Below are 25946 nucleotides of genomic sequence, written 5' to 3'. Positions count from 1 at the left end.
CCTCTCTTTGATTATGACAAATAAAGGAGTATGTAATCAAACGAATCAACACCCCTTTTCACTTTATTACAATGTTCTAGGTCAGAATACACCATTTTCATTGGGGGTATTCTCCGGTATTGGCTGACCCACATCCCACAACTCGACAATCAAGCCGTTATGAAAGCGGAAAATATGTATAACTGATACCCCTGGTAGATCTTGCTGTTGCTTAATATGGGAGTGAACCGCAACATTATCTCCCTCTTCTATTACACGTTTTACTTCAATGATTTTATTAGGATTCTTAATAGCGTTTTCTTCCATAGCCGCCATGAGAGAGTCAGCATCTCCCGGGAAAAAGGGGTTATGATGACGGAATTCCGGACTAATGTATTTAAGGTATGCTTCGCGCACTTCTCCTGAAGCAACCATTTGCAAAAATGACTGAGCTTTTTCTTTTAAAGAATTTTTCATTGTAAATCATCCCTTCTATTTGAACAAGCTATAATTATATCTACCGACCAACCTTCTGCAATGCTTGCTGTAATGTGTTAAAGGTCCTTACTCCCTTTAAATCAATGCCAAGCTGGACAGATGTCATGGCTACCTCCGGTTTAATACCTGATAGAACCGTTTCGATGCCAAGAAGAGATGACACCTGAATGATTGAGTAAATTTGCTGTGCTACCATTGTATCAACAACGGGGACACCTGATAAATCAATATATAGCCTGTCCACTTCCTTCTCGATGCATTTGGCTGGAACAGTCTCCAATATCTTTTTTGCCCTTTCGGTATCTATTTCCCCTATCAGCGGCAAAACAGCACTCGTATCTCCTAACGGAATAATCGGAGCTCCTAATTCAGTGATTAAATCATGCTGGGCTTTCATCCGATCCCGTGTGATGAGATAGTATCTTTTCGAAAATTCTTGTATCAACAAATCAAATGCCGAATGAATCGATTGATTCCAGTTTAGTATATGCTGCTTGGTAATGACAACTCCCTGTTCAGTGACATAGGAGCCTAAAAAATCCATTATGACTATTCGAAAGCGGTGGACAGCTTCCAGCACTTCATAAATGGGAGTTCCTAAATCTGCCCGACTCTGCGCCACCATCGCTGTCCATTGCTCGTGATTTTCATGATATTCTTTCTTATCATCCAGTAATGAGCTGGCGATTGTCTTTGTAGTCAAAGCGTTCTGCTCCCTCAAAAGCATTTCGTACTTTTGATCAGCATCAGCAGAATAGATGGAATCTGCCCTCTTTTCTCTCATCTTTAACCATTGATCAGCTAGTGTCATTTTATTTTCCATCAGTGCTTTATACAATTCTTCATTCCAATTTTTTGTCATTGGTTACCCCTTTTTTCTCCATTAAATTCGTAAGTAAATGTCAATGATCCAGTTTTATTAGTTTATTCGCTTCGATCAAAAAGGACCTATGTGCCTGGAAATCATATATTTGAAGGATATTCGATTATGTAAAGCTCCTCTGAATTTTAAGAAGATATGAATACTATTGATTTTACTAGATAAGCTAAACGGTGTCTAATTAACCAGAACATACATTAACCAAACATTTCCTTTGCGTCTTCAAAAAAATCTTGAAACTTGTTGGTTCTGTTAATTACGGAGTTTATTATTCGTATTGGCGCTAAAAACGGAGATTCCCAATAAGGATAGTCCCCATATCCCTCAGAGTTATCTATTTAGTTTAATTTCAACCTAAATAAAATTGATTGGACCGTTCAAATAGGAAAAATTAAAGGCAAAATCAATATTAGAATTGATTTTGCCCGTTTTAATTCAACGCACTTAGTTATACGCCTTCACTATCTCAACAAACAATTTGATTGCAATCGGCAAGGAGTCTTCATCTATATCAAACTTCGGATGATGATGCGGATAAGCGCTTTTTTCTCCTCCCATTCCGACGAATACGAAAGCACCTGGTATATGAAGCAGGTAATGTGAGAAATCCTCTGCTCCCATACCCGGCTGGACAAGCTCGAATTGTTCATCGCCATAAGCTGATTTGATGACTTGTTCGACAAAACTGCTTTGTTTTACATCGTTAACCAATGGAGGTGTCCCCAAAATGAAATTGACTTTCCCCTTTGCTCCGAATGCCGAAGAAATTCCCTCGGTTAGGTTTTTAATCTGTGAGCGCATCGTCTGGACTGCTTCAAGAGTTAAGCCTCGAACCGTTCCATGAAGCGAGGCGGAACCGGGGATTATATTATAGGTAGAACCGGCTTCAATTTTTCCGATGGTAATAACACCCGGTGTAATGGGATTAAGCTTTCTGCTGACGATTCCGTGCAGAGCCTGCATGACATGGGACGCCACATAAATCGGATCCACCGTTTCGTGCGGTGATGCCCCGTGCCCGCCATAGCCCTCAATCGTAATTTCAAAATCATCGCAAGAAGCCATTTGCGGTCCATGTGCTAGACCAAGCTTTCCCATTTTCATTCCTTGCCATAAATGGAGGCCAAAAATCGCATCCACACCTTCCAGAACTCCCTGATTGACCAGATATTCCGCTCCACTTGGCGTGATTTCCTCTGATGACTGGAAAATAAGCAGAATATTGTGGTCTACGGCTTGCCTGTTGTTGACTATCCATTCCGCCACTGCAAGCAGCACGGCTGTATGGCCATCATGCCCGCATGTATGTGCGACGCCCGGATTCTTTGACAGATAAGGTTTATCTCCCCCCTCCTGCATCGGTAAAGCATCAATGTCCGCCCTTAATGCAAGTGTCTTTTCTCCGGTTATTCCTTTTATATACCCAACAACACTCGGAGGCTCGAAGTCCAATATCTTAATTCCCAGAGCCTCAAGCCTGTTTCGAATATACTTACTAGTTTCATATTCCTCACCAGATAACTCCGGATTCTGATGTAGATAACGACGGTCCTGCACCGCCTGCTTTATTAGGTGATCCGATAAAAATGACATCCCTTTTGTCCCCCTATGTATCTATTTCTACTAATTTATAAATATACATAACAATAATGTAATTATACATCTTTGTTTTTAATAATTGAATAGAAAATCATAATAGGGGACACACCATTGGTGTTGGATGTTTTAATAGTTTTCTCTCCTGTTATTTTGAACGAAGATGATCTTACAACGGACATTTCCTTGCTAGTACACCGGGATTTTGTCCGCAGAAAATCTTTCTTCAGACAAAGCTTTGTTGCTACCAACAGAAAAAGGCGACAGTACTTTCCTGTCGCATGTGTTGAATCTTCTATTTTTATAAATTATAACTCTCAATCTGCTTATTCGTTTCTTCCAGTTTTATGTCCACTTTACTTGCTTCTTCTATATGTTGCTGAATCAGTTCGTTTACCTGGTCAAACAGGATTTTTGTTTGAGTAAGTTCATCCATTACCTGGTGTGAGCTGTCCTTCTGATGCTCGATCTCCACGATAACTTCTCCAACTTCTGACTCTACTTCCTGGATGACCGAGGATATGTATTCCATGCCAGCTGATGCTTTCTTGCTTAAATGAATGCTTTGGTGAATTAATTTTGCGCTGGACGTTGCTGAATTCATGTTTTCCTCTATTTCATTCTGGATGTTGGCTGTTAGCAAACCGATATCATTCGTGCTTTTAGCTGTATTCTCGGCAAGCTTGCGAACCTCTTCGGCTACCACCGCAAAACCTTTGCCATGCTCTCCTGCCCTCGCTGCCTCAATCGATGCATTCAAAGCAAGGAGATTGGTCTGATCGGCAATTTCCTTTATGACCTTGACAATCATTTCGATTTCCCTAGAGCGTTCATTCAATTTCTTCATATTCTGGAATGCCTGATCTGAAATTTCCCCGACGCGATTAATCAGTTGTTCGACCTGCCTGACCATTTCGCCGCCCTCAGCAGACTTCAGAACCATCTCTTTCGATGAACTGATTAATACGTGGCCTTTACTAGCAAGCCCTGCTGCATGATGGACAGAATCCTGACTAATCTCATTCACTTTATCAAAGTGGGTTTTTATCTGACCGACCATACTCCCCATTACATAATGTTGATCATTAACCAGTTCATGCTGAGAAATCGTGTTCCCCAATTCCCGCGCAAATTTTTCCATAAAAGCCTGAAAAAAAGCTTCCTTTTCTCCAAATTGGGCATACAATTCGTCTACTTTATTTTGAAGTGCTTGTTTTTCCCCTTGCGCTACCTTTAACCGCTTTAACGATGTCAGCATTCTATCTTCCCACGCTTTCTCCCTATTTGCATGAAAATTATAGCAACAACACCTCTTGCAAGTTGTGATATTTATCACACTACCCAAAGAACTGGCCACTATTGTAGTAACCAGCTAAAAAAACTCGGTCTATACCGCGCAAAATAGGGACCATTCACAGTAAAATCCTATTATAATTTTTGATTCAACTGTCGGCCAATAAACTCTTTAAATGCCCTTATTGGTTTCCTTTGTGAAGCACTTCTCCACTTTACGTACTCCAATGCGAGAATACATAAAATCAGCCAGATGCCACCAGCGAGATAGCCGGCAATGACGTCGCTCGGATAATGCGCCCCAAGATAAATCCTGCTGATCCCGATTAGGATCGTAATCAGTCCGCATAGGTAAAAAGCGGTCCATTTGATTCTTTTTTTCAAATCGGAACGAAGCAGATAGTAACCCAGGAATCCGTAAAAAAGCAAGGAACCCATGGAGTGTCCGCTCGGAAAACTGTACCCGATTGCGTCTATTGTTTCATCGATGGCAGGCCTTTCCCTTCCAAAGTAAAGTTTCAGCAGCTTCGTCAGCAGGCCTCCTCCTCCAATGGCAGTGATAAAAAATACAATGCTCCATTTGTCTCTCTTTTTTAACCATAAGAATGAGAGAAATAGTATTGAGAAAAGAGTCAGAAACCAAATCGAACCTGATTCGGTGATCCAAAACATGATTCCATCCAGCAAGTCAGTGGCAAACCGATTGAAAAATCCAATGATACTGCTATCGAAACTTTCTACTTCGGATTCGAGCATTTCCTCCGCTAGATTTGCGAATAAGTAGAGAAAAGCGATGGATGTACCCAGACCTGCAGCGATCAAAAAAACGGGGAGAAGTGTATTTTTCGCTTTTGTTTTCTTGTGTTCATTCATTTACTTGTTCCCTCCAATCTATACAAATGAAATTCCCTTTTTAAAATGAAGACAAACAAAAAACAGCAGCTTAGCCAACTGCCGTTCGTTCTTCTTGTTATTTTCCATAGGATAAAATTGCCTGTTGGACGGTTCCGTAAGTGTCCAGTTTGGAAAAATCGATGCCGGTATTAATGACGTCAATTGCGAGGTCTGCCCGAATTCCTGTAAGCATCGTCTCGATTCCAATCAGTTTCAGGACTTTATGGATATTGAAAATCCGTGCTGCAATTTCTCCATCAATTGTAGCAATCCCGGAAAAGTCGATGATCAGCGTTTTGATTCTCAGCTCACTGATTTTCGGGATCACATGAGTCATGATATAGTCGCTTCGTTCAAAATCGAATTCGCCAATGAGCGGCAGAATTGCCATGCCCTTTTCAATCGGGACAATTGGCGATGAAAGCTCAGTAATGGTTTGCTCATTCTTTTTGTTCATCGTTTTTGTTTGTCTTTCTCGTTCGATAATCGTTTCAGTGATGCTTAAATCCAGCAGATAACTGAGACGGTTATTGACAAAAACAATCTCTTCAGTCGAAAGTCCTTCGCCAATCGACACTTTCGTCAACATTTCAATCAGCTGCAGACGCGTTTCCGCATACGGTTTAATGATGCCCTCAAGCTCTTGGGCTGCGTACTGAGCTTGTTTTTCTTTGATCTGTTTTTGTTCATACCATTGATTGAACCTCTCTGCTACCGTCTCATTCGAAAGATTAAGTGTCTCCCCAAGAAACCCAAGGAATTCCGTGTTCGTCTTTATGGATTCGGAAACTATTTCGTCAGGCAATTCTATGTCAAGTTTTTTCAAATTATAGTCAGTAATTTCCTTACTGATCTTTTCAGCATTTTCAATAAGGTATCGGGAAAATCTTTCGAATGGGTTCACTTTTTCAGCTCCTAATATTTGGTCCGTTTTTTCTTTTTAAGATTATACCATGTTTGTAACGATAGATAATAATTTTAAGTAAAACATATTAAAAATTAATCACAAAGACAAAAATAATACGACAGTGCAAAAACTGTCGTAGATAAAATCTCTTATAAAAAAAATTGATTATAATATTTCTGCGTTTTTCTGCTGGTTTGCTGTAATAGCGGCGTCTTTTTCTCCTCTTCCTTCACTCCATTTAAAAACGATGACGCCTGCTATGATGATTAGAACTCCCAGCAATTGCTTTTCTGTAAAAGGAACTTTCTCGAGTCCCATCCAGCCAAGTGAATCCCACAATACTGCGAATCCGAGTTGCGATGTCAATACGATGGAGATGGCGAAGGTCGGTCCCAGAAACCTGATTGCCTGAACAATTCCAACAATAACTCCAATGCCCATAATACCGCTGAACCAATACCACCCTTGCATATTTGCCAAATTAAAAATCTCACGGCCTTCAAAGAACAGGCCGATGATGAAGGAGGCCAGAGAACCAAGCCCTAATACCAAGGTTGTGGTCGCCCAGGATCCTGCTTTTTCATTTACCTTGCTGTTAAAGATATTTTGCATGCCGACAAGAGTCCCTGCAATTATGGCGGATAATAAACCAATTAACATTGTATAGCCTCCCATTTGTCACTCATAAAGATTTTCCTTTGCTGCCAACTTCAGTCTTTCCAAATCTTTGATCAGGATCGTCCCCTTGTTTCGTTCTACCAGTCCGGCAGCACAGAATTGTTTGATGACCCGATTCAGGTGTCTGTAACTCGTTCCAATCAGATTTGCGATATCAGTGAGATTGGATGTGCTGACATTCCCGTTGACCAGTGCGTCATTTTCATCATAAGCGACTGATACAAGGTAACTTGCTAACCGTGTCTCTACCGGGTACATAATATTATGGCGCATGAATTGTGATTTAATATAGAATTTCCGTGTAATGATCTGAAGCAAAAATTGTATGAATGGCGGATGATTCTTCAAGAACTGTCTGGCAGCACTTTGCTTTACTCCGATCATGATGACTGGAGTAACAGCTTCAACGGTATTGATGGTATCAATTTCCTGGACATACTCAATATCCCCAATCACTTCGAGTGGAGTTTTAAACGACAGAATCAGTGTTTTTCCCTCTTCAGAAGTGGTGTAAATCTTCACCTTTCCTTTTACCAGGATATATAAGAACTCAGCAGCCTCGCCCTGAGAGCAAATCAATTCCCCTTTTTTAAAATGGTAAAGTGATAAGTACGGAAGGATTTCTTCATTAAACAAAGGAGCAATCTCACCGGAACTCAAGAATTCTTCAAGTTGATCAGCATATTCCATTTTCCTATACAATCCTTCCCTTTAGCTACATACCTAGAATCATCACGCCGGCAACCATCATGGTAATGCCAATGATTTGTGATATCTTCATTTTTTGCTTTTTAACATCGAACCAACCATTCTTGTCAATTAACACCGTCATTCCAAGCTGGGAAATCAACATAGCAGAAACGGTCAGGGTGACACCTATATAATGGATTGCTGTAACATTCCCGAAGACGACAATTGCTCCGAATGTACCGCCAATTAGATAAAGTGGGCGTACCTTTGAATATCCCTGGAACTTTCCTTTCCCAGAAACCAATAAAATCACTAAAGCCACTAAGAACCCCGCAAATTGGGTGATCGTGGCCGTCTGCCATGTGCCAATATCCTGGCTGATTCTTGAATTGGCTACCCCTTGCAAAGTGATGAAAGCTCCTCCTAAAACCGCAAAAACAATACCTTTCATTTACTTTTCTCCTTAATCCTAATGTATATGTTCATTAAAAGACAGATTAGAGAATTCAGGAAGGACATATGTCCCAAACTTTAAAATAAAAGAGGCTGAACCAGGAGCCAAATTCTCCAGTCCAGCCTTCTTTTACTTCTTTTTCACCAATTCATACCCATTCTGCCCGATAGCGTACTCAACGCCCTGCTGCAGACTGGAGAAAGATCGGATTCCATCTAAATTCACGTTGGAATTCAAAATTTGAATACTTAGTTCCGAAGACACACCAACAATGAAGCATCGGCCGCCAATCAACCGGATTGCCTGGATTAATTTTTCTATCCCATGGATGGAATAATTATCTACCTGCTTGATTGCTGTTAAATCGATTAACAGATATTTAGCCTTCAGCCTCGTGAATTCTATTAATGATTTCTCCGTCATGTTGCTGATCCGCTCTTCGTTGTACTTGCCAATTAACGGGATCACTAGAATGCCCTTTAGGACAGGAATAATTGGAGAGGACAGTTCTTGAACCAATGAGGAAAGCTCCTCGGTCCTCGCCTCTACCTTTTTTTCCAATTCGAAGATGCTTTCCTGTTCTTTCCTTCTCGCTAATTCGTGGATATTTTGCGAAATCGTTATGTTCGATGGGAAAATTTCCACTTCATCGTATTCATGACCGTCCAGCTGGCTCTTCGTCATTTTGTACCACATATCCTGCTGAAAAAGTCCGCTGAAAATGCCAGCCCAATGACTTGGAAGCAGAACGCACACTTTATTTTTATCAGCGAGTTTAAAAATCCGGTGTTCCCAGCTGTTCCGGATTCTCACAACAGCCCTCTTCTCTTCATATGAGTAATCATGAATCTCAAAAATTCCCCAGCCAGCACTCTTATAAATATCACTATATTCATTTAAAAGCTCTACGACATCTGTTCTGCCCTTATAATACGTGCTTACCAGATGGCCCATTCGAAACCCGGTCACTTCATAGACAGTCTTTGAGACATCATTTCCGGATATTTCTTCAATCGTTTTCAGAAACAGCTCAATCGCCGAATCCCAGAACAATAAAGCAGGTGCCCCATCAAATGTAAGCTCCCCTCCCAGGCTATTCCAAACGAACTCATTTTTATTAACTTTTATCTGATAATTAGGATTCTCCATATTTCGACTCCCTTAATATTCGGCTTAGTACCATTCTATATGAACGACTTGGAAGAATCCAGTATACCAGGATGCCCCTGGTAGGTTCTGAAATAAAATGATTTTTAAATGGTCTGATTAATTCACTCAAAAACTACTAAAAAAAACTCATATAAGCAACTTGCGTTAAATGGAGCTATCTGAACAACTTGGCGATGATGATAAATAGAATGGTCAATGAAAAGAAACTAACCATGAAATACCCGACTTAAAGGCTTCGGTAACTTTTTCAGATTTACATCCGCAGGGTATCCTTCGATTTTACTCATGTGGTCCATTGCGTCGTTAATTGGCTTTTTATCCGGCATGTCACCCACTCCTTTATGATTCAAGTCATCTTTAACACTATTCGTGGTTAAAGAGGCATCTCCTTCTCTATTCCTATTTATTTCAAGAAGGTAATTCAGGAGTGCTGAAATCTCAACTCATCCAACTATCCAGAATAGAAGCATTGAACCTTGGAATTCTTATAGTAAAATATCAACTTTTAAAAAAGAAGGTCAGTGAAGAAGTATCTTTCACCTATATTAACAACGATTACGTCAATTACTGGTAAAGGATCACGTCGATAAGTGTAGCCATTCAAATACTGACCATCAAGAACAAGCTGCTGACAGGTCTGTGTTGACATAGTCCTTAAAGCTAAATCAGAATTTGAAAAAGGGACAAACTTACAAGATTTCGTCATATGAACGATAAAAAATACGAAGGCACAAGGATGGATCCTACACCTATACTTTTGAAGAAGTGAAAAACACGCTAACCTTTAGCGTGTTTCTTGTTTTCGTTCATCATCTCTTATTCAACAGACCTCCCCTGTTTTGTTAAAAAGGGATTCTGCAAAACAGTGTCAATGAGTTGTTGTCCATTTGGATGGATGTTTCTTTTCAATAAAGTTTGCAAGCCAAATGTTAGCGGTAAATACAACCAAATAAACCACAAAGGATAACAACAAGTTCCAGCCGGTGTATGTAAAAACATGAAATTTAACAGATATCCCTTCAAGCATTATAGCGATTCCGGACCAAAAAACAATATAAGATAGAAGTTTTACTCCTTTGGGTTTGAAAAAATGATAAAAGTTCACTACAAAATAAGGCAGAGTAGGGTACGTTACAAAGTGCAATAATTCATCAAATAGTTCATGTGTGTTATGGTCGATCGTATAGTATAATTCATAAGGTTTTACACTAAGGGTTATATCAGCTGTCAAAGCAAGAAAGACATTAAACAGCCAAATGATAATAATGGTTACCGCGGACAAGTATCTAGGTAATTTATACATTAGAGCCAAAGTAAGAACGGTAGAACAGAGGATAAAAATTTCATTAGCATCAAATTTCTCAGGAAGAGGTAAAATCAAATCGTTTCCTCCTCTTCTTTATTAATGAGTTTTTCAAAGTAAAAGGAAAAGAACGCCAATAAAATAAAAATCAGACTATATCTCAAATAGGAATAAAATCCATTCCACTCTACCCATTGCAAATATTTAATATGGACAAAATATATTTCAATTGAAACAAGTGCTGTTAAAAAGATTAAAGAATAAATTGATTTACTAAAAATAGTTCTATTAGAGAACAAAATATAGATTAACCATATAAGTAAGGCAGGCTTGAGAGTTAACTCGGGAATTTTTTGAGTCCAAAAAATTAAATGACTTGATGGGTCTTGCTTTGTTAATTTTAAATTTAAATTAATGATTAAACCAGTATTTGTGATAAGAATATTGGATAAAAAATAACAGCCCCAGAAGTTCGTGACGTTCATTCTCTTGGTCAAGAAGTACAGGGAAGTTATTGATAAGATTGCCAATATCAAAAAAAGCCCAACCGTATGCATTTAGTCACCATCTTTGATTACTTTTCATTAATTTATGCATAAATGACCGAATTAAACGGTTTCTAGAGAAATACTCAAAAAAGAAAAAATATCTCCCTCAAATTGAAATTTTGCAATTCTTGTCTTACTTCCACTATAACTTTAGCTAATTCAATTCTGCCTTCGGTATCGTATCTTTTGTCCATCTGTTCTAATACATAATCCACACACGTATTTTTCAGGTTCTTTAGCGGCCAGAATAGCAAATTTTGTGCCTATTGCAGGGTTCTAGCCCTTTTATCTATATGCAAAAGGACGTTGAAAGTCTAGTTTCGACGCCCTTCTACCCGAGTTTAGCAAAAGTCTCAGCCAACTATTTTTTTAGAAGTAAATTCACAAAGTACGGTGCACCTATCAACGCAGTCATGATTCCTGCAGGGATACCTTCTGGTTCCAAGAGGTTTCTGCCGATCGTGTCTGCGAACAGTAACAGCCATCCGCCAATCAGTACTGCTATTGGCAGGAACAATTGGTTTCGCGGACCAATCAATGCTTTCGCAAGGTGCGGTGCCATTAATCCAATGAACGCAATCCCACCTGTCACTGAAACAGCCGAAGCGGCCAGGGCAACAGCTGTTAGAAACAGAACGATTCTTTCTTTTTCAATCGATACTCCCACTCCAATGCCAACAGGATCGCTTAAGCTCAGAAGGTTCAAGCGATTGGCCTTATAGAGTGTGAACGGAATGAGGATCAGCAGCCATGGCAATAGGGCCACGATGAACGGCCAATCTGTTCCCCAAATGTTTCCGGCAAGCCAGCGGGCGATGAAATCTACCTTTTGTCTTTCAGCTGCTGAAATAATCACAATCATTGCACCTGATAATGCCATGGAAAACCCTATTCCGACGAGAATCAATCTCACCGGCTGAAGTCCGATTCCCTTTTTATACGAGAATAAATAGATGAATACAGCCGTCAGCAACGCGCCAGTGAAAGCAACTATGGGCAGCATATAGGCAAATGAAGCAGCGTCGATTGGGAAAAAGAGAAAGAAAACGGCAATTCCCAGTCCTGCTCCGGAGTTGATTCCGATGATTCCTGGATCGGCTAGATCGTTCCGGGTCAATCCCTGTAAAATCGAGCCCGAAATTGCCAGTGCCATACCTGCAAGGAGCGTCACGATAATTCTTGGCAGTCTAATCTCAAACAAAACAAACTCTTCTTTAAAGGTGCCATTCCCGAGTATCGTAGGCAAAATCCGGCCATACGAGACGGAGGAATAGCCGAGACCCAGGCTAGCAATAATGGTTAATATAATTAAAACAATTAAAGTCGCAACTATGATTCTTTGTTTTTTTATAATAGACGGATGGATCATGTGAAGCTCTTCCCTCCCTTACGGACAATGAACAGGAAGAACGGCAGTCCGAGCATCGCAATAATCGCGTAGATCGGTGTCTCATAAGGAGCGTTGATTGTTCGCCCCACCGTATCGGCGATGAGCATGAACGAGGCACCGAATAAGGCTGACATCGGCAGGACAAATCGATAATCTGTTCCGATAATCATCCTGACGATATGCGGGACCATCAGCCCAATAAAGGCCATATTCCCTACTAGTGCGACAGAGGATCCTGCGAGTAAAACAATCACGATGAATAATACCAGTTTAATCAAATTTGTCTTCTGTCCAAGTCCTACCGCCACTTCTTCACTCAAGCTTAATATCGTCAATTGCCTCGATAAATATAAAGAAACGAGCATCCCAATCACTATGAACGGAATAATGATTTTCAGCTGAGTCCATGAAGTGCCCATCAGGCCGCCGGCTGTCCACATCGAGACATTTTTTGAGATTTTGAAATATAGACCGATTCCCTCGGCGACCGCGAACAAAAAGGCCGAGACCGCGGCACCAGCCAGGACAATCCGAAAAGGAGAAAATCCTCCCTTTTTCAGCGCGCCAATACCAAAAACAAGCACTACACCGACAGCTGCACCAATAAAACAAGCAATCGTAATGGTGAGGTAGCCGGCCCCCGGACTAAGCGCCATAACCAGTGCCAATGCTGCATTGGCACCTGCTGTAAGTCCCAGCAATCCCGGATCAGCCAATGGGTTTCTCGTCAATCCCTGCATGATCGCACCAGCTACAGATAGGGCAGAGCCGACAAAAATGGCGGCAACCTCTCTCGGCAGACGAATCTCCCGGATCATGGTAATTGTATCTGTTTTAATAGTTGAAGTAAGCGCCAGCCAGATCTCCTTGATGCTCGTATCAGCTGCACCAAAAACCATGGCAGTCATGAAACTTGCGGCCAGGACGAGGATTCCGCCAACGAACTTTATTAGCATGGGGAGATAGCTGTTTTTGTTGATCATATGCATCTCATCTTTCTGATAGCAAGAAGAGGAATTCTCAAAGAATTCCTCCTGCTAGTTATTATTGTTCCAAGAACGATTTTTTAAAGAATTCCAGCTGATATTCAAGCGTTAGAGGGTCGTTGAAATAGAACTCCTTCGCATTAACTTCGAATACACGGTTATTCTTTACGGCAGGAATATTTTTATAAGTCTCGGTTTGCTGGAAAGATGTATCACCCTCTGCATTCTTGCTGAATACAACATAATCTCCAGCGTATTCAGATAACACCTCCGGGGAAATCGCATAGTACCCAGGCTCCAGTGCTGCTTCCTTTACTTTTTCAGGCATATTCAATCCCATTTCCTGATAAAGGATTTCTGTTCCTCTTGCCCAGTTGTCACCAAACACATAAAGTTCCTTGTCGAAGTTTTCGATTACAGAAACAGTAGCATCAGCACCAATTTTAGCTTTGATTTCTTCTCCTGCAGCTTTGGATTCTGCTTTGAAATTATCAATCCACCCCTGAGCCTCTTTTTCTTTGTTTAAGACCTTGCCGATTTCCAGGTGCTGCTCCAGGTAACCAAGCTTTCCGTAAGTGAATGTTACCGTAGGTGCAATTTCCTTCAGCTTATCGACATTTTTAATATTAGATAGACCGATGATGAGGTCAGGATTTAATTCAATGATCTTTTCAAGGTTTTCATCTGTCACTTCTTCGACTCCCTGTAATTTTTCAAAACGGGGATTCATTTTTGACCACGAGTCAACGCCCACGATTGGCACATCAAGAGCCATGACATTTCCGGCAAATGAAGAAAGGACGATGACTCTTTCCGGGTTTGCAGGCACTTCTACAGGGCCATTTTCAGAATCATATGTAATGGTCTGGGGCTTATCTTCTGCTTTTTTCCCGCTTGAACTTTCTTTCTTTTCTTCTGCTCCGCACGCGCTAATAACGAGCACCAGCATTAGCAGGAATGGCATAAGTAATTTCTTCATTTTCTTCTTCTCCTTTTAGTAAGTTGTACGTGATGCAAATCGGCTTATTTGTACGAGGATCTTTCCCGATTGCAGCGTCAATGTTGAAGACTTGCCTGAGCACTTCCTTAGTGATGACTTCTTCACTTGTTCCTGTTTTAACAATACTCCCGGCTTTCAGGGCAACCAGGTGATCAGCAAATCTTGCCGCATGATTCAAATCATGCAGCACCATCACAATTGTCCTTGACTGCTCTTTGTTCAGCTTTTGCAGCAGCTCGAGTATTTCAAGCTGATGTGCCATGTCCAAATAGGTGGTCGGTTCATCAAGGAAAATCATTTCTGTTTCCTGTGCGAGTGCGAGTGCAATCCAGACACGCTGTCTCTGTCCTCCGGATAATGAATCGACATGCTCATATTTATAACTAGCCGTTCCGGTCACCTCAAGGGCCCAGTCAATGACTTCGATGTCCTTCTTCATCAGCCTCCCGAATCCTTTTTGATAAGGAAATCGGCCATATGACACCAATTCCCCTACTGTCAGGCCTGCGGCACTTTCAGGAGTCTGCGGAAGAATCGCCATCTTACGTGCCAGGCTTTTCGTATCTTCTTTTGAGATACTCGAACCATCCAGGTAAATCGAGCCTGACTGATGAGGAATGATTCTTGACATCGATTTTAGCAAGGTCGATTTACCGCAGCCATTTGGGCCAATGATAATCGTGATTTGCTGGTCAGGAATGTCTAATGTCAGGTCATTTACAATTGTTCGTTCCCCGTAACCGACGGACAATTGGTCTGTGTATAAGCGGACCATGTATCATTCCTCCAAAGTTTTTCATTTTCTCGTTGATAATGATTATCAATATCGTTTACAATGAATACTATAAAGCTATTACTTTTATCAGTCAATGACAGATTTGTGAAAATTTAAATCCCGTCAGTTTTATTACCGTATACATTTAGATCATTTCAAGGAGGGTTCACATTGGAAAACAATGAAATCTACGACATTACGATTATCGGAGGCGGACCCGCAGGACTATATTCCGCCTTTTATGCTGGCCTGCGGGAAATGAAAACAAAGATTATAGAAGCCCAGTCAGATTTAGGCGGTAAGATTCAAGTCTATCCTGAAAAAGTAATCTGGGATGTCGGCGGAATTGGCCCTATTACAGGTGCAAAGTTAATTCAACAATTAAAGGAACAGGCTTTGACTTTCAGCCCTGAAGTAGCCCTGAATGAAAAAATCGGATCAATCAGCAAAGATGGGGACTTGTTTTTGCTAAAAGCTGTATCTGGAAATCTCCATTTTTCAAAATCAGTCGTTGTTGCCATTGGCAGCGGAATCTTAAAACCTCAAAAGCTCAAGATTGAAGGAGCGGAAAAGTTTGAGGTGTCCAACCTTCACTATATGGTCAATTCCCTTAAATATTTCAAAGATCGGACCATCGTGATTTCAGGCGGGGGCAATTCTGCGATCGATTGGGCGAACGCCCTCGAACCAGTCGCAAAGAAAATCTACCTGGTTCACAGGAGAGAGTGTTTTTCCGGGCATGAATCACTAGTTACCCAGCTGATGAACAGTTCTGTGGAATGTTTGTTCCAATCAAGCATCACCAATTTAATTGCTGACCAGGATCATTCATCCATTGAAATGGTTGAGATCACCAATCTGGAAACTGGTGAGGTTCAGCGTCTTCGTATTGATGATGTTTTGGTTAATCACGGATTTGATCAGGACGCTTCCCTGCTTCAGAATAGCGAGTTGGAACCAGCCATGATCGATGGCTTTTATATTGATGGCACACCGACAAGTGAAACATCTGTACCAGGCTTATTTGCAGCCGGTGATATTTTAAAACACGAAGGCAAGTTGAATTTAATAGCCGGGACCTTCCAGGATGCAGCCAATGCCGTGAATAAAGCAAAACAATTCATTGAGCCGGCAGCTCCTCAATCAGCAATGGTGTCATCACATAATAAGGTATTTTCAACTCGTAACAAGGAAATGATCTTTCAGCTGGTCAAGTGAATTTATAAATGCAAATAGAATCTTCTTCGTTCTGGTCAATTCATTCCAGTTCAAGACTTTGAAGGACAAACCCTGAATTGTTAAAATGGAAATAAAGATACCAGGAATGAGGAGACTTCCATGTCTAAATATAAAAAACAACTACGTCAAAAAGACCGCTGGGAAAACAAGTACGATTCGCTCGATTTGAAAAAGCTGCTGACGATCTTGAAAGATAATCGACGCGATATTCAAAGCAATCAGCAGCTTTATTATGATCCTGTTCAAGACCTTCATGATATCGAAAAGTATTACCGGGGAGCGCAGGATTTGGATTTGTCCGATCTTGCTCTTTTTTATAAGTTCCATACGATTATTTTCCAGTCCCACAAGAATGAACTCCCCTACTTCCTGGCCAAGGATTTATACTTATACACATGGGTTGACCTATATCCGGATGGAACCGCAAAAAGCATCTACTCCAGCCAGATGAAAGACCCTGAATCGCTGCTGATCGAGGATAACGAAACATTGCGGAAGAAATACGATGAATTCAGAAGACGTTCTCGGCAAATCCAGGTGAATGGCTTTGATTCAATCAAGGAACTGAAACTGTTTGAGGAACATTTTAAAATGAACACCGAGCATATCGTCCCCCAGTCCTGGTTTGCAGGTGCTGAGCCGATGAAGGGCGACCTTCATCACTTGTTTGTCTGTGAGCCAGATTGCAATATCACCAGGTCTAATTTCCCTTTTGCCGACTTTGATTTTTACAATCCCGAATCAGATGATGAAACGATCCAGAATAATTGTGGAATAAGCACAGGGTACGAGTTCGAGCCTGAACACGGGAAAGGAACATCCGCACGGGCAATGCTTTATTTTTTCCTCAGGTATCCAAAAAGAGTAAAGAACGAATTCAAGAAAAAGGTGAACATCCCGCTTCTAGTCCGCTGGAATGAGGAATTCCCTCCAACTCTCTATGAAAAGCACCGAAACCAGGCCATATTTTATATACAAGGTAACCGCAATCCGTTCATCGACTTTCCTGATCTGTCAAAGAAAATCGATTTTCCAATTTGATGATAAAAGGCTGAACCAATATGATTTTGGTTCAGCCTTACTTTGTGTGTAGTTCTTAAACGAAAATCTATCTTTGATCACCTCAAAGATCTTCCTCGTAGTCACAATTGTAGCCGAAAAGAGAATGACGATAGCAAAAAATATCTGAAAGATAAAAACCAGCAACCCATAAGGAAGCAAATTGGCTTTGACAAACCTGAATATATAATTAAACACTTTTAAATAGATAAAAAAGAAGATCACTAATATCACAAAAAAACACGATTTGCTTCCACATTGATGCTCCCCTACTTTTTCATATTATTTTAACAAAAAATAACAAATATAAGGTTACCTTAAACATCATTCCCGATAACTTGTTATGGATGAAAACCATTTAGAGGCATATGTTGCTCCATCTTCTTCCCGTGAATCCTCTTTCTGCTCTTTTTCGGGCATATGTTGCTCCATCTTCTTCCCGTAAATCCTCTCTCCGCTCTTTTTCGGGCACATGTTTCTCCATCTTCTTCCCGTAAATCCCTTCTTAGCTCCTTTTCGGGCACATGTTCCCCGCATCTTCTCCCTGTGAACCCTTTATCGTTTCTATTTCGGGCACATGTTTCTTCCATCTACCCAAAAACTACGGATTCTCCTCACTATTGTAATTGTCCACCCGCCTAAGTTAATTTTTGGTAAAGTTAATACATATTAGATACTGATTAATCATGACACAATCAAGTAAGTCAAAGAATTTTACGAAAAGTGAAACCAGAATGCCACCTTCAAACGACTTACTAGTGAAAATAAAATATGGAGGTTGCCCAGTTGAGTGAGGAACAGAAATTACTAAATCAAATCCGGGCGGGAAATGGGGAAGCGTTCAGCCACCTTGTGGAAAGTCTTCTTTCCTCTGCCTATAGGACGGCTTATCTTATCCTTGGTTCGCGGGAGCTGGCTGAGGATGCTGTCCAGATTGCCCTGGAGGATTGTTATCTAAGCATAATGCGGGATGTGGAGATCCGTCATTTTAAAGCATGGTTTTACCGGCTTGTTTATACTCGTTCGATTGATGTTTACCGAAAACAAAAAAGAAATCAGTTTACAGATATCGACGAGAATCCAGAGGCAATCACCAGATTAAGAACGGAGTCAGCTCAGGAAATGGCCGTTGAAAAGGAAACAAAACAGGAACTGCTCCTGCTGATCACTACCTTGAAAGATGAACAGCGGATCCCTCTGCTGCTGTTTTATTTTGAAAACTTTTCAGTTAAGGAAATCAGCCTGATTCTACACGAAAACACCAATACAGTGAAGACTAGGCTAGCACGCGGCAGGAAAAAGCTAGCAGAACTGATGAAAAAAGATCAACTTTTTCAAATGGAGGAGAAGTCATATGGGCTTTGATAAGAATGTATTGCAGACCCCTGTTTCGCTTGAAAAATTCTCAAAAGACTTACCAGGCCGATTCGCTGCTGGAGAATTTGAAGCTGCCCGGGCTGATCGAGTTGGACGCGAACTTGAAGGTTTTAATCAAGCTCTAAAAAATCAATGGACTTTTGGGAAAAAGGCTGGAGTCACTATAGCCGCAATCGCAGCTGGTTTTCTGCTTTTTGTCGGTTCGGGATTTGTTTCTCCGACAATGGCGAAGATGATTTCGAAGATTCCGCCGTTAAGTGCCATGTTTGATAATAATCCTCAGCAAGACCTGACAGAACAGCTGACACAAGCTTTGAAAAAAGAAGGATATCCTGTAAAGCTAGTGAACCAGTATGTTGGCGGCAAAAACGAAGGCATCATGGTGCATTTGGATACCTCTGAAAAGCAGGTCAAAGTAATGGAACCAGGAGTGAAAAAAATCGGACTTTCGATTGTCCAGGCCGAAGAATTCAAAGGGACAAGAATCGAAGACTACTTTATAAAAGTAAGGCAGTACCATGAACCATCTAGAAAGTGGAAACAAGAGCAAGCAGAAATCGAAAAAGAAAGTGAGGAAGTATTCGAAATCGTTCAGGCTGCCCTAAAACCATATAATTTTAATAATAATATTATGTTCGGTATTGATCGAGTTGAACTTGAAATCCCAAGCACGGAGAAGCAGGAAAAAGTCGATGAAATTAAAAAGGCTGTTGAAGATGCCCTCGCTGTAAAGGAAAAGGAATATATTGAGGTCAAAATGAGAAAATACAATGTAGCCAAACGGGAACAATATTCACGCTGGAGTAACGCGGTCTCGGGTATTAGCCATGAATTCATGACCTTTAAAAAATATAAGGTATCAGGCGTCGGACATAAAAGCGAAGATGGCTTAATGACCATTTTCATCACAATGACTATTAAGAGCACTGACGAAGGCGCAGCCGAACATGCCACCGACCTGTACACAATGGCAGAAGAATTCATCAAGTCTGATGAAATATGGCCAGAAGTCAAGGAAGATCCATATAGAATCGTCGTAAGGACAAAGGATAAGAAAGAATTCATTGAAGGACAGAAACGGTTTAAATAAGGAGGAGAGCATGAGCAAAGAGTTAATCCCTTTGCTCGTTTTTTTAGGGCTTTAACAGACCTTATCATAGAGATATAGAGCCAGGTCCAAACAAAATGTTTGGCTTGTATGCAATATTGAATCATAATGAATACTGCTTGTTTATTAGCAGCGTTTCGAGAAAAATTTGAGGAGGAATGATAGCATGATTTCACTAAAAGGAAAAACAGCTATTGTAACCGGGGCAGGCAGAGGGATTGGACGAGCAGTTGCGATTGCTTTGGCTAAAGAAGGAGTTAATCTAGGATTGATTGGCTTAACGATGTCCAATCTTGAAAAACTGACTGAAGAACTCGAGCAGTATGATGTTAATATTTCCGCTGCCTCAGCAGATGTATCTGATCTTGAAGCGGTACAGCATGCCGTGGAGCATATCAAATCAGACCTGGGTGCGATTGATATTCTAGTCAACAATGCAGGAATCGCAAAGTTTGGCGGCTTTATGGATTTATCCCCTGAAGAATGGGAAAAGATTGTCCGCGTAAACCTGATGGGAGTTTATAACGTTACAAGAGCGGTTCTGCCAGAAATGATCGAAAGAAAATCCGGAGACATTGTGAATATCTCCTCCACTGCTGGCCAAAAAGGAGCGCCAGTCACTAGTGCTTACTCTGCTTCTAAATTCGCAGTCCTCGGACTGACAGAATCACTGATGCTTGAAGTCAGGAAAAATAATGTGCGCGTAACGGCTTTGACACCAAGTACTGTGGCAACCGACCTCGCTGTCGAAAGCAATCTGATCAGCGGGAACCCTGAAAATGTCATGCAGCCAGAGGATTTAGCAGACCTTCTTGTTGCAGGATTGAAACTGCATCCAAGAGTTCTTGTGAAAACAGCTGGATTATGGTCAACCAATCCTTAAGTCTTGGAAGACCAGTAGCTATGACTAAAAACCACTGATGATAATAGAAATTAAAAAATCGCTTAACGTCATTGTTAAGCGATTTTCATTTATTTTCATTAAAGGTAATAGCGGAAATGCCTCACCCTGTGAGTACATCTTCCCTTGGATACTTAATTCGTGATTCAGTTGCATTTGCAAGAGAAAAAGCCATTGTCAATGGGCCTAGCTTCCCTGCAAACATAACAAATATAATCACTGCTTTCCCAATTGCGGTAAGTGACCCTGTTATTCCCATTGATAATCCTACAGTACCAAATGCCGATATAACTTCAAAAACAACTTGAATGAATGGAGCTTCTTCCGTAATATTCATAATAAAAATCCCCAAACAAATTAAAAAAAGTGCAATTGTCGAGATCGCCAATGAACGCAAAACAATCGTAAGGCTGATTGCCCTTTTTCCGAGCACGGTTTCTTCTTTTCCTTTAAGGAACGTAATGACCGAAAATAATATGACCAAAAACGTTGTTAGTTTTATGCCTCCCCCAGTAGATGCACTTCCTGCACCTATGAACATAAGGATTAAAAATAAGAAGATCGTATCTTCCTGTAAGGCCGATATATCCAGGGAGTTAAATCCCGCAGTTCGCGGTGTTACTGCCTGGAAATAAGAAGCCCACAATTTATCACCTAGTGAATTCAATCCTCCGAGTGTATTGGGGTTATGGTATTCCAGGATAAAAATAATGAACATTGCCACGAGGTTAATAATGAATGTACCGATGATCATCATCTTGGAGTGGAGGCTCAATTTACGGAAGCGCTTTTTCCTCCACATGTCAGCTAAAACCGTAAATCCGATTCCCCCAATGATAAATAGCAATGTAATCACAATATTGATGATTGGATCCCCCACGAATCCCATCAAACTGTCGGACCATAATGCAAAACCGGCATTGTTAAACGCTGAAATGGAATGAAAAAAACTATAATAAAGCCCTTTACCCCAACCAAATTGGGGCACCCAGCGGATAGCCAGCAGGAGCATGGCAATTGCTTCAATCGTTAAGGAAAAGATGAACAAATTCCTGACTAACAAGATAACCCCGCCGATAGATGTTTGATTTAATGCCTGCTGCACGACGATCCGCTGTTTGATTCCAATTTTCTTCCCTAACACCATATAGATAAGGATTGCAAAAGACATGATTCCCAGTCCTCCCAATTGAATCAGGGAGACAATCACTATTTCACCAAATAGAGTAAAGGCTGATTCTGTATCAACGACAGCCAGACCTGTAACTGTCATAGCTGATGTAGCTGTGAACAAAGCATTCAGCCAGGTAATTGAGTCCTCCGTTGCAAAAGGCAATTTCAACAAAATCGTGCCTATGAAGATAAACACAGCAAAGACCAAAACAAGTAGCTGAGAAGGATTCAGGTTAATGACGCGGTGTTTCACCTATACCCCCTCTTTCTCGAAACGGTTAATATCAGAGTTGCGGCCCATCACAATCAGTACATCTCCCATAGAAATGACCTCTTCTGCAGGAGGGGAAACAATGATTTCTTGCCCTCTTAGAATGCCTACAATATTGCATCCATATCTCGCCCTTATATCCAGGTCCGTTAATGACTTATTATGTATTTTTTTCGTAGCAACAATCTCAACCATACTATACTTTTCCGACAACTCAATGTAATCAATGATCTTATCAGAGAATATATGGTTCGCAATCCTTTTAGCCATATCACGCTCCGGATGGATCACCCGGTCTGCACCGACTTTTTCAAGAACTTTTGCATGATTATCATTATGTGCTTTGGCCCAGACCTTGGGTACACCCATTTCCTTTAAAATCAGGCATGTCAAAACACTTGATTCAATATTCCCTCCAAAAGAAACAAAAACATGATCAATATTTTTTATCCCGACTTGTTTAAGCCCTTCTTCATCAATACCGTTGAATTGTACGGCATGGGTAACATATTGAGAATACTGATCGACTTTATCCTGATCAATGTCAATTGCTAAAACCTCTGCACCTAATTCATAGAACTCTTTTACAAGGCTTCCTCCAAAACGGCCCAAGCCCAAAACAGCATATTGCTTTTTCACTGCTCCTACACATCCCTTCTATTTAAAAATAAAAAAGACCATTCTATACTAAAGAATGGCCAATGGCGTTCATCAACCCTTCTCTCTATAGCACCTGCGGAGTTAGCTGTCGGATTAGGGACTGAGAGTATCCCTTCCTAGCTTTAATATGCTAAGATTCACCCCAAGATAAACAATGTTTATCAGAAATTGGTTCCCCCGCTCAAAGATTCGGCAAAAAGGTCTATATGGGAATAATATAATAAGCTACGCCTTTCTTTTTCCTTTGTCAAACATTTCTTGGTCATAGTTTACGTTTACTGCTTTGAACAAAGTCTACCTTACGGAGTCTTGTGAGACACTGGAGGCTTACCTTAACCTAAAAAAAATCCCAACGAGGAAACTTATTTAAACTCCTCTTTTAACATAGCAAATAGAAAATGATCTCTCCATTGTCCTTTTACCTTCAAGTTTTTAATAAAATGACCTTCCTGCCGGAAACCTATTCTCCTTAAAAGATTGACTGAACCAGCATTTTCTGCATCACATACTGCATATATCCTATGGATATCCATAGTATTAAACCCTAAATATAATAATCCGTTAACAATTTCAATTCCGTATCCTTGTTTCCAGTAGTTTGAGTTAATAAAATATCCGATTTCCGCTGTTATAAAGTCTTGATCTCTTACCATAAACAAAGCATTACCGATGACTTTTTTAGTATTTTTTATTACAACCGCTAAAACATAGATTTGTCGGTTTTCTTCGTTTTGAAAAGCAATCTGCTTTTTAAGGCTATGTAATGTTTGTTCTCTGCTATTAGGACTCCAAGTTAAATATTTAACCACTTTTTTATCTGACTTAAATTCATGAATATCTTCATAATCCTCTTCACTAAGTTCCCTCAGGATAAGCCTGTTTGTTTCCATTGGTTGAATTTTAGCCATTCATATACGACCTCCACCCAGAAAATTCATAGAAGTACTCACCTTTAATTCTATAAAAGATGCCTCCATCACACACCTTGATTAATATAATGAAGGCGGACTATCAGCCATCGTATTAGCCAGAATTAAATAAAGCAGTACATTAGCGCCAGGCAATAAAATGAAAATTAGTCTTACTGAAAAAGAAGAAACTCCAAAATACTCAGCAATGCCCCCACAGACGCCACTTATCGACTTATCTTTTGAAGACTTTCTTAACTTTTTATTCATTTAAATCATCCTCTTATCGAAACTAAAATGAATACTGCTTTTTAGTCAGCTTTCTTTTGATTATCTCTTATTTCTAACAGGGTGAAATGAATATTATTGAGGGAAACCAAAATTATTCCTAACATAGCAAAGGTTACGATTTCCTTTGTGATGAAGGAAATAACACCAAGAATGAATAAATACAGCGTATATTGCCAATTCTTCATATTCAAACAACCACCCATCTAGGATTTATGAGTTACCCATTACTTAATGTCTCAACTTTTTAGTTGTTAATTTTACGCTTCTCACAAAAAGTGCGAAAAATAAAATCATGTAAATGATAAACATGATTGCAAAAAAGAGACTGAATAAACTTGGAATCACTGTTTTCATAACGTTCGCATCTTGCGTAAACACAAAAACTGATAAGCCGCTGATGGCCAGTAAATTTCCCACTGCCATTAGAAGAACCAATCCTCGTGAATGTTTGTAGTGCGACTCACGTAAGGTTTTTATTTTCTTATACAGATGCAGTGCAAAAATTATAAAAGCCAGAAAGAAGATCATCACCATTATGTACAGAGGAATCAATGAAGGAGTTAATTGGATGTTGAATATGTTTTCAGCAATTCCCCTTTCATCTAACCAAAATGCCAAGTTTGCTATAAATAGAACAATACAGATTACCAGGAAGTAAAATTCACTGATTAGCATTCGAAAAAACATACTTTTAGTTGACATAGGCAACTCACTTTCATTTTGTTCAGAAGTTCTTAACATATTATACCAACTTGAAGGATTTTATTGGTAAAATAATTTATAAATATATTCTGGAGGGTCCGTTTTGTTAGATTTATTTTTATATAATTGGCAAGTTAGAGATGAGTGGTTTAACTTGTGTAAATCTATACCGCAAGGGGAGTTAATAACTGAACGAATTGGCGGGATGGGAAGCATTCTGAAAAACCTAGTACATGTGATTGATTGTGAATTATTATGGATAAATTATATGCTTCCGGAACCTCAGCATTATCCAGAAAAAGATTCTATCTCCAGTTTGGATGAAGTAATTAAGTACTCAGATTTCACAAAAAAGATTGCAGAAGATTTCATTTATCACTTACCAGATGATTACGAGAATAAAGTCATTACTATAAAAAATAATAGAGGTAAAGCTTTTTCATTTACATATGGCAAAATCATCCGGCATATCATTACACATGAAATTCATCATATCGGCCAGCTCTCAATTTGGTCGCGGGAGTTAGATTTAAAACCTGTTTCGTCCGATTTGATTGTCAGAGAACTCATTAATATTAGAAATAACGGTTTTTAATATTTCAATAGAATTAATCGGATCATTTTCAAGCTCTAAACTGTGGTTTCCCCCACCAATCAATTTTAATGTAAGATTTTGATTCTTTCTCAATTTTTCAAACCGCTCTTCAATAAAACAATAATGATCATGATCTCCAATAATACATAGTCCTTTTTGATCACTATTAACCATTGCATTAAATACAGCATCATTTTGCAGTAATGGAGTCAGCCAGATTAGTTTTGCACCATTTAACCTCTTATCACCAAGCATATAGCCTAAAGCTTTTGTTCCGATTGATTTAGCCACGATACAGTATTGGCTGTATGTTTTCCCATTGATTGCTGTGTCTATCGCAAGTTGTACATCTCTTGCGAAGTTCCTTTCATTGAGGACAGTTATCTCATCCCTGTTAAGTGAATAGTTAATGTGTAATACATCGAAGCCTTTATTGAAAAATAAAGCCGTTGTGTAATATAACAAAGGAGCTTGAGTCGTGTAACCAGCCCCAGGTAAGACAATAACTAAATTATTTGTCTCATCTTTATGTTCAATCAATCTAAATGGGATACTTCTACGATTATTAGTCATTATTTTCTCGCTCCATAAAAAGTATTGTTATACTGTAAAATGCAGGTC

Annotated in this window: 27 protein-coding genes, 1 pseudogene and 1 riboswitch; of the genes and pseudogenes, 7 read left to right on the top strand and 21 right to left on the bottom strand. The window is 40.0% G+C overall.

Going from position 1 to position 25946, the window contains the following annotated elements:
* Positions 1 to 81: 81 nt before the first annotated feature.
* The 10 genes from QNH36_RS11005 to QNH36_RS10960 form a co-directional block, all read right to left on the bottom strand.
* On the bottom strand, positions 82 to 456 hold the full coding sequence (locus QNH36_RS11005; RefSeq protein ID WP_283905211.1) for a nuclear transport factor 2 family protein: 375 nt from the start codon (positions 454 to 456) through the stop codon (positions 82 to 84).
* A gap of 40 nt (positions 457 to 496) precedes the next feature.
* Positions 497 to 1339, bottom strand: a complete 843-nt coding sequence (locus QNH36_RS11000) for an STAS domain-containing protein (RefSeq protein ID WP_283905210.1) — start codon at positions 1337 to 1339, stop codon at positions 497 to 499.
* Between the two features lie 462 nt (positions 1340 to 1801).
* A complete protein-coding gene (locus QNH36_RS10995; RefSeq protein ID WP_283905209.1) occupies positions 1802 to 2950 on the bottom strand; it encodes a M20 metallopeptidase family protein in 1149 nt (382 codons plus the stop codon).
* A 304-nt stretch (positions 2951 to 3254) separates the two neighbouring features.
* The gene (locus QNH36_RS23960) at positions 3255 to 4211 is read right to left on the bottom strand and encodes a methyl-accepting chemotaxis protein (protein WP_481825308.1); all 957 of its coding nucleotides are present in this window, start codon (positions 4209 to 4211) and stop codon (positions 3255 to 3257) included.
* A 170-nt stretch (positions 4212 to 4381) separates the two neighbouring features.
* Positions 4382 to 5119 (bottom strand): phosphatase PAP2 family protein, encoded by a 738-nt coding sequence (locus QNH36_RS10985; RefSeq protein ID WP_144475800.1) that lies wholly within the window; start codon positions 5117 to 5119, stop codon positions 4382 to 4384.
* A gap of 97 nt (positions 5120 to 5216) precedes the next feature.
* Positions 5217 to 6044, bottom strand: coding sequence for an STAS domain-containing protein (locus tag QNH36_RS10980; protein ID WP_283905208.1), 828 nt, complete (start codon positions 6042 to 6044; stop codon positions 5217 to 5219).
* A gap of 168 nt (positions 6045 to 6212) precedes the next feature.
* Positions 6213 to 6707, bottom strand: coding sequence for a DMT family transporter (locus QNH36_RS10975; protein ID WP_283905207.1), 495 nt, complete (start codon positions 6705 to 6707; stop codon positions 6213 to 6215).
* 18 nt (positions 6708 to 6725) lie between these two features.
* Positions 6726 to 7415 (bottom strand): Crp/Fnr family transcriptional regulator, encoded by a 690-nt coding sequence (locus QNH36_RS10970; RefSeq protein ID WP_283905206.1) that lies wholly within the window; start codon positions 7413 to 7415, stop codon positions 6726 to 6728.
* Positions 7416 to 7440: 25 nt separating this feature from the next.
* Positions 7441 to 7866: a DMT family transporter gene (locus tag QNH36_RS10965; protein ID WP_283905205.1), complete on the bottom strand. Its 426-nt coding sequence runs from the start codon at positions 7864 to 7866 to the stop codon at positions 7441 to 7443.
* Between the two features lie 132 nt (positions 7867 to 7998).
* On the bottom strand, positions 7999 to 9018 hold the full coding sequence (locus QNH36_RS10960; RefSeq protein ID WP_283905204.1) for an STAS domain-containing protein: 1020 nt from the start codon (positions 9016 to 9018) through the stop codon (positions 7999 to 8001).
* A 656-nt stretch (positions 9019 to 9674) separates the two neighbouring features.
* Between QNH36_RS10960 and QNH36_RS23920 the strand changes: the two are divergent.
* Positions 9675 to 9808: pseudogene (locus QNH36_RS23920) on the top strand (PCYCGC motif-containing (lipo)protein); the annotation flags it as partial.
* A gap of 99 nt (positions 9809 to 9907) precedes the next feature.
* On the opposite strand, the gene QNH36_RS10955 reads toward QNH36_RS23920, so the two are convergent.
* The 5 genes from QNH36_RS10955 to QNH36_RS10935 form a co-directional block, all read right to left on the bottom strand.
* Positions 9908 to 10420 (bottom strand): hypothetical protein, encoded by a 513-nt coding sequence (locus QNH36_RS10955; RefSeq protein WP_283905203.1) that lies wholly within the window; start codon positions 10418 to 10420, stop codon positions 9908 to 9910.
* A gap of 831 nt (positions 10421 to 11251) precedes the next feature.
* Complete coding sequence (locus tag QNH36_RS10950; protein WP_283905202.1) at positions 11252 to 12259, bottom strand: FecCD family ABC transporter permease; 1008 nt, start codon at positions 12257 to 12259, stop codon at positions 11252 to 11254.
* On the bottom strand, positions 12256 to 13263 hold the full coding sequence (locus QNH36_RS10945; protein WP_481825307.1) for a FecCD family ABC transporter permease: 1008 nt from the start codon (positions 13261 to 13263) through the stop codon (positions 12256 to 12258). The genes QNH36_RS10950 and QNH36_RS10945 overlap by 4 nt, the downstream gene beginning before the upstream one ends.
* Positions 13264 to 13324: 61 nt before the next feature.
* Positions 13325 to 14245 (bottom strand): iron-hydroxamate ABC transporter substrate-binding protein, encoded by a 921-nt coding sequence (locus tag QNH36_RS10940; RefSeq protein WP_251541559.1) that lies wholly within the window; start codon positions 14243 to 14245, stop codon positions 13325 to 13327.
* Positions 14196 to 15041, bottom strand: a complete 846-nt coding sequence (locus QNH36_RS10935) for an ABC transporter ATP-binding protein (RefSeq protein ID WP_283905200.1) — start codon at positions 15039 to 15041, stop codon at positions 14196 to 14198. Before QNH36_RS10935 ends, QNH36_RS10940 begins: the two co-directional genes overlap by 50 nt.
* A gap of 171 nt (positions 15042 to 15212) precedes the next feature.
* Here QNH36_RS10935 and QNH36_RS10930 point away from each other — a divergent pair, with 171 nt between their 5' ends.
* The 5 genes from QNH36_RS10930 (at position 15213) to QNH36_RS10910 (ending at position 20707) form a co-directional block, all read left to right on the top strand.
* A complete protein-coding gene (locus QNH36_RS10930) occupies positions 15213 to 16259 on the top strand; it encodes an NAD(P)/FAD-dependent oxidoreductase (RefSeq protein ID WP_283905199.1) in 1047 nt (348 codons plus the stop codon).
* A 120-nt stretch (positions 16260 to 16379) separates the two neighbouring features.
* Positions 16380 to 17321, top strand: coding sequence for an endonuclease I family protein (locus tag QNH36_RS10925; protein WP_283905198.1), 942 nt, complete (start codon positions 16380 to 16382; stop codon positions 17319 to 17321).
* 804 nt (positions 17322 to 18125) lie between these two features.
* Complete coding sequence (locus QNH36_RS10920; protein WP_283905197.1) at positions 18126 to 18704, top strand: RNA polymerase sigma factor; 579 nt, start codon at positions 18126 to 18128, stop codon at positions 18702 to 18704.
* A complete protein-coding gene (locus QNH36_RS10915; protein ID WP_283905196.1) occupies positions 18694 to 19806 on the top strand; it encodes a DUF4030 domain-containing protein in 1113 nt (370 codons plus the stop codon). Before QNH36_RS10920 ends, QNH36_RS10915 begins: the two co-directional genes overlap by 11 nt.
* Before the next feature lie 184 nt (positions 19807 to 19990).
* Positions 19991 to 20707 (top strand): 3-ketoacyl-ACP reductase, encoded by a 717-nt coding sequence (locus QNH36_RS10910; RefSeq protein WP_283905195.1) that lies wholly within the window; start codon positions 19991 to 19993, stop codon positions 20705 to 20707.
* A 121-nt stretch (positions 20708 to 20828) separates the two neighbouring features.
* Here the strand turns inward: QNH36_RS10910 and QNH36_RS10905 are convergent, their stop codons facing one another.
* The 5 genes from QNH36_RS10905 to QNH36_RS10885 form a co-directional block, all read right to left on the bottom strand.
* Complete coding sequence (locus QNH36_RS10905; protein WP_283905194.1) at positions 20829 to 22151, bottom strand: TrkH family potassium uptake protein; 1323 nt, start codon at positions 22149 to 22151, stop codon at positions 20829 to 20831.
* Positions 22152 to 22808 (bottom strand): potassium channel family protein, encoded by a 657-nt coding sequence (locus QNH36_RS10900; RefSeq protein ID WP_144475818.1) that lies wholly within the window; start codon positions 22806 to 22808, stop codon positions 22152 to 22154.
* Between the two features lie 76 nt (positions 22809 to 22884).
* Positions 22885 to 23034, bottom strand: a riboswitch (cyclic di-AMP (ydaO/yuaA leader).
* Between the two features lie 157 nt (positions 23035 to 23191).
* Entirely contained in the window at positions 23192 to 23737 is a 546-nt protein-coding gene (locus QNH36_RS10895; RefSeq protein WP_283905193.1) for a GNAT family N-acetyltransferase, read from the bottom strand.
* Positions 23738 to 23818: 81 nt separating this feature from the next.
* Entirely contained in the window at positions 23819 to 24007 is a 189-nt protein-coding gene (locus QNH36_RS10890; RefSeq protein ID WP_144475820.1) for a PspC domain-containing protein, read from the bottom strand.
* Positions 24008 to 24048: 41 nt separating this feature from the next.
* On the bottom strand, positions 24049 to 24213 hold the full coding sequence (locus tag QNH36_RS10885; RefSeq protein WP_186326720.1) for a hypothetical protein: 165 nt from the start codon (positions 24211 to 24213) through the stop codon (positions 24049 to 24051).
* Between the two features lie 620 nt (positions 24214 to 24833).
* Here QNH36_RS10885 and QNH36_RS10880 point away from each other — a divergent pair.
* On the top strand, positions 24834 to 25325 hold the full coding sequence (locus QNH36_RS10880; RefSeq protein WP_144475821.1) for a DinB family protein: 492 nt from the start codon (positions 24834 to 24836) through the stop codon (positions 25323 to 25325).
* Here the strand turns inward: QNH36_RS10880 and QNH36_RS10875 are convergent.
* Positions 25260 to 25898, bottom strand: a complete 639-nt coding sequence (locus tag QNH36_RS10875) for an alpha/beta hydrolase (protein ID WP_283905192.1) — start codon at positions 25896 to 25898, stop codon at positions 25260 to 25262. The genes QNH36_RS10880 and QNH36_RS10875 overlap by 66 nt on opposite strands.
* Between the last annotated feature and the right edge of the window lie 48 nt (positions 25899 to 25946).

This window comes from Mesobacillus sp. AQ2 (assembly GCF_030122805.1).
Taxonomy (GTDB): domain Bacteria; phylum Bacillota; class Bacilli; order Bacillales; family Cytobacillaceae; genus Mesobacillus; species Mesobacillus oceanisediminis_A.
Note: the sequence above shows the minus strand (reverse complement) of the source record. Positions and strands in the feature narration are given on the sequence as shown.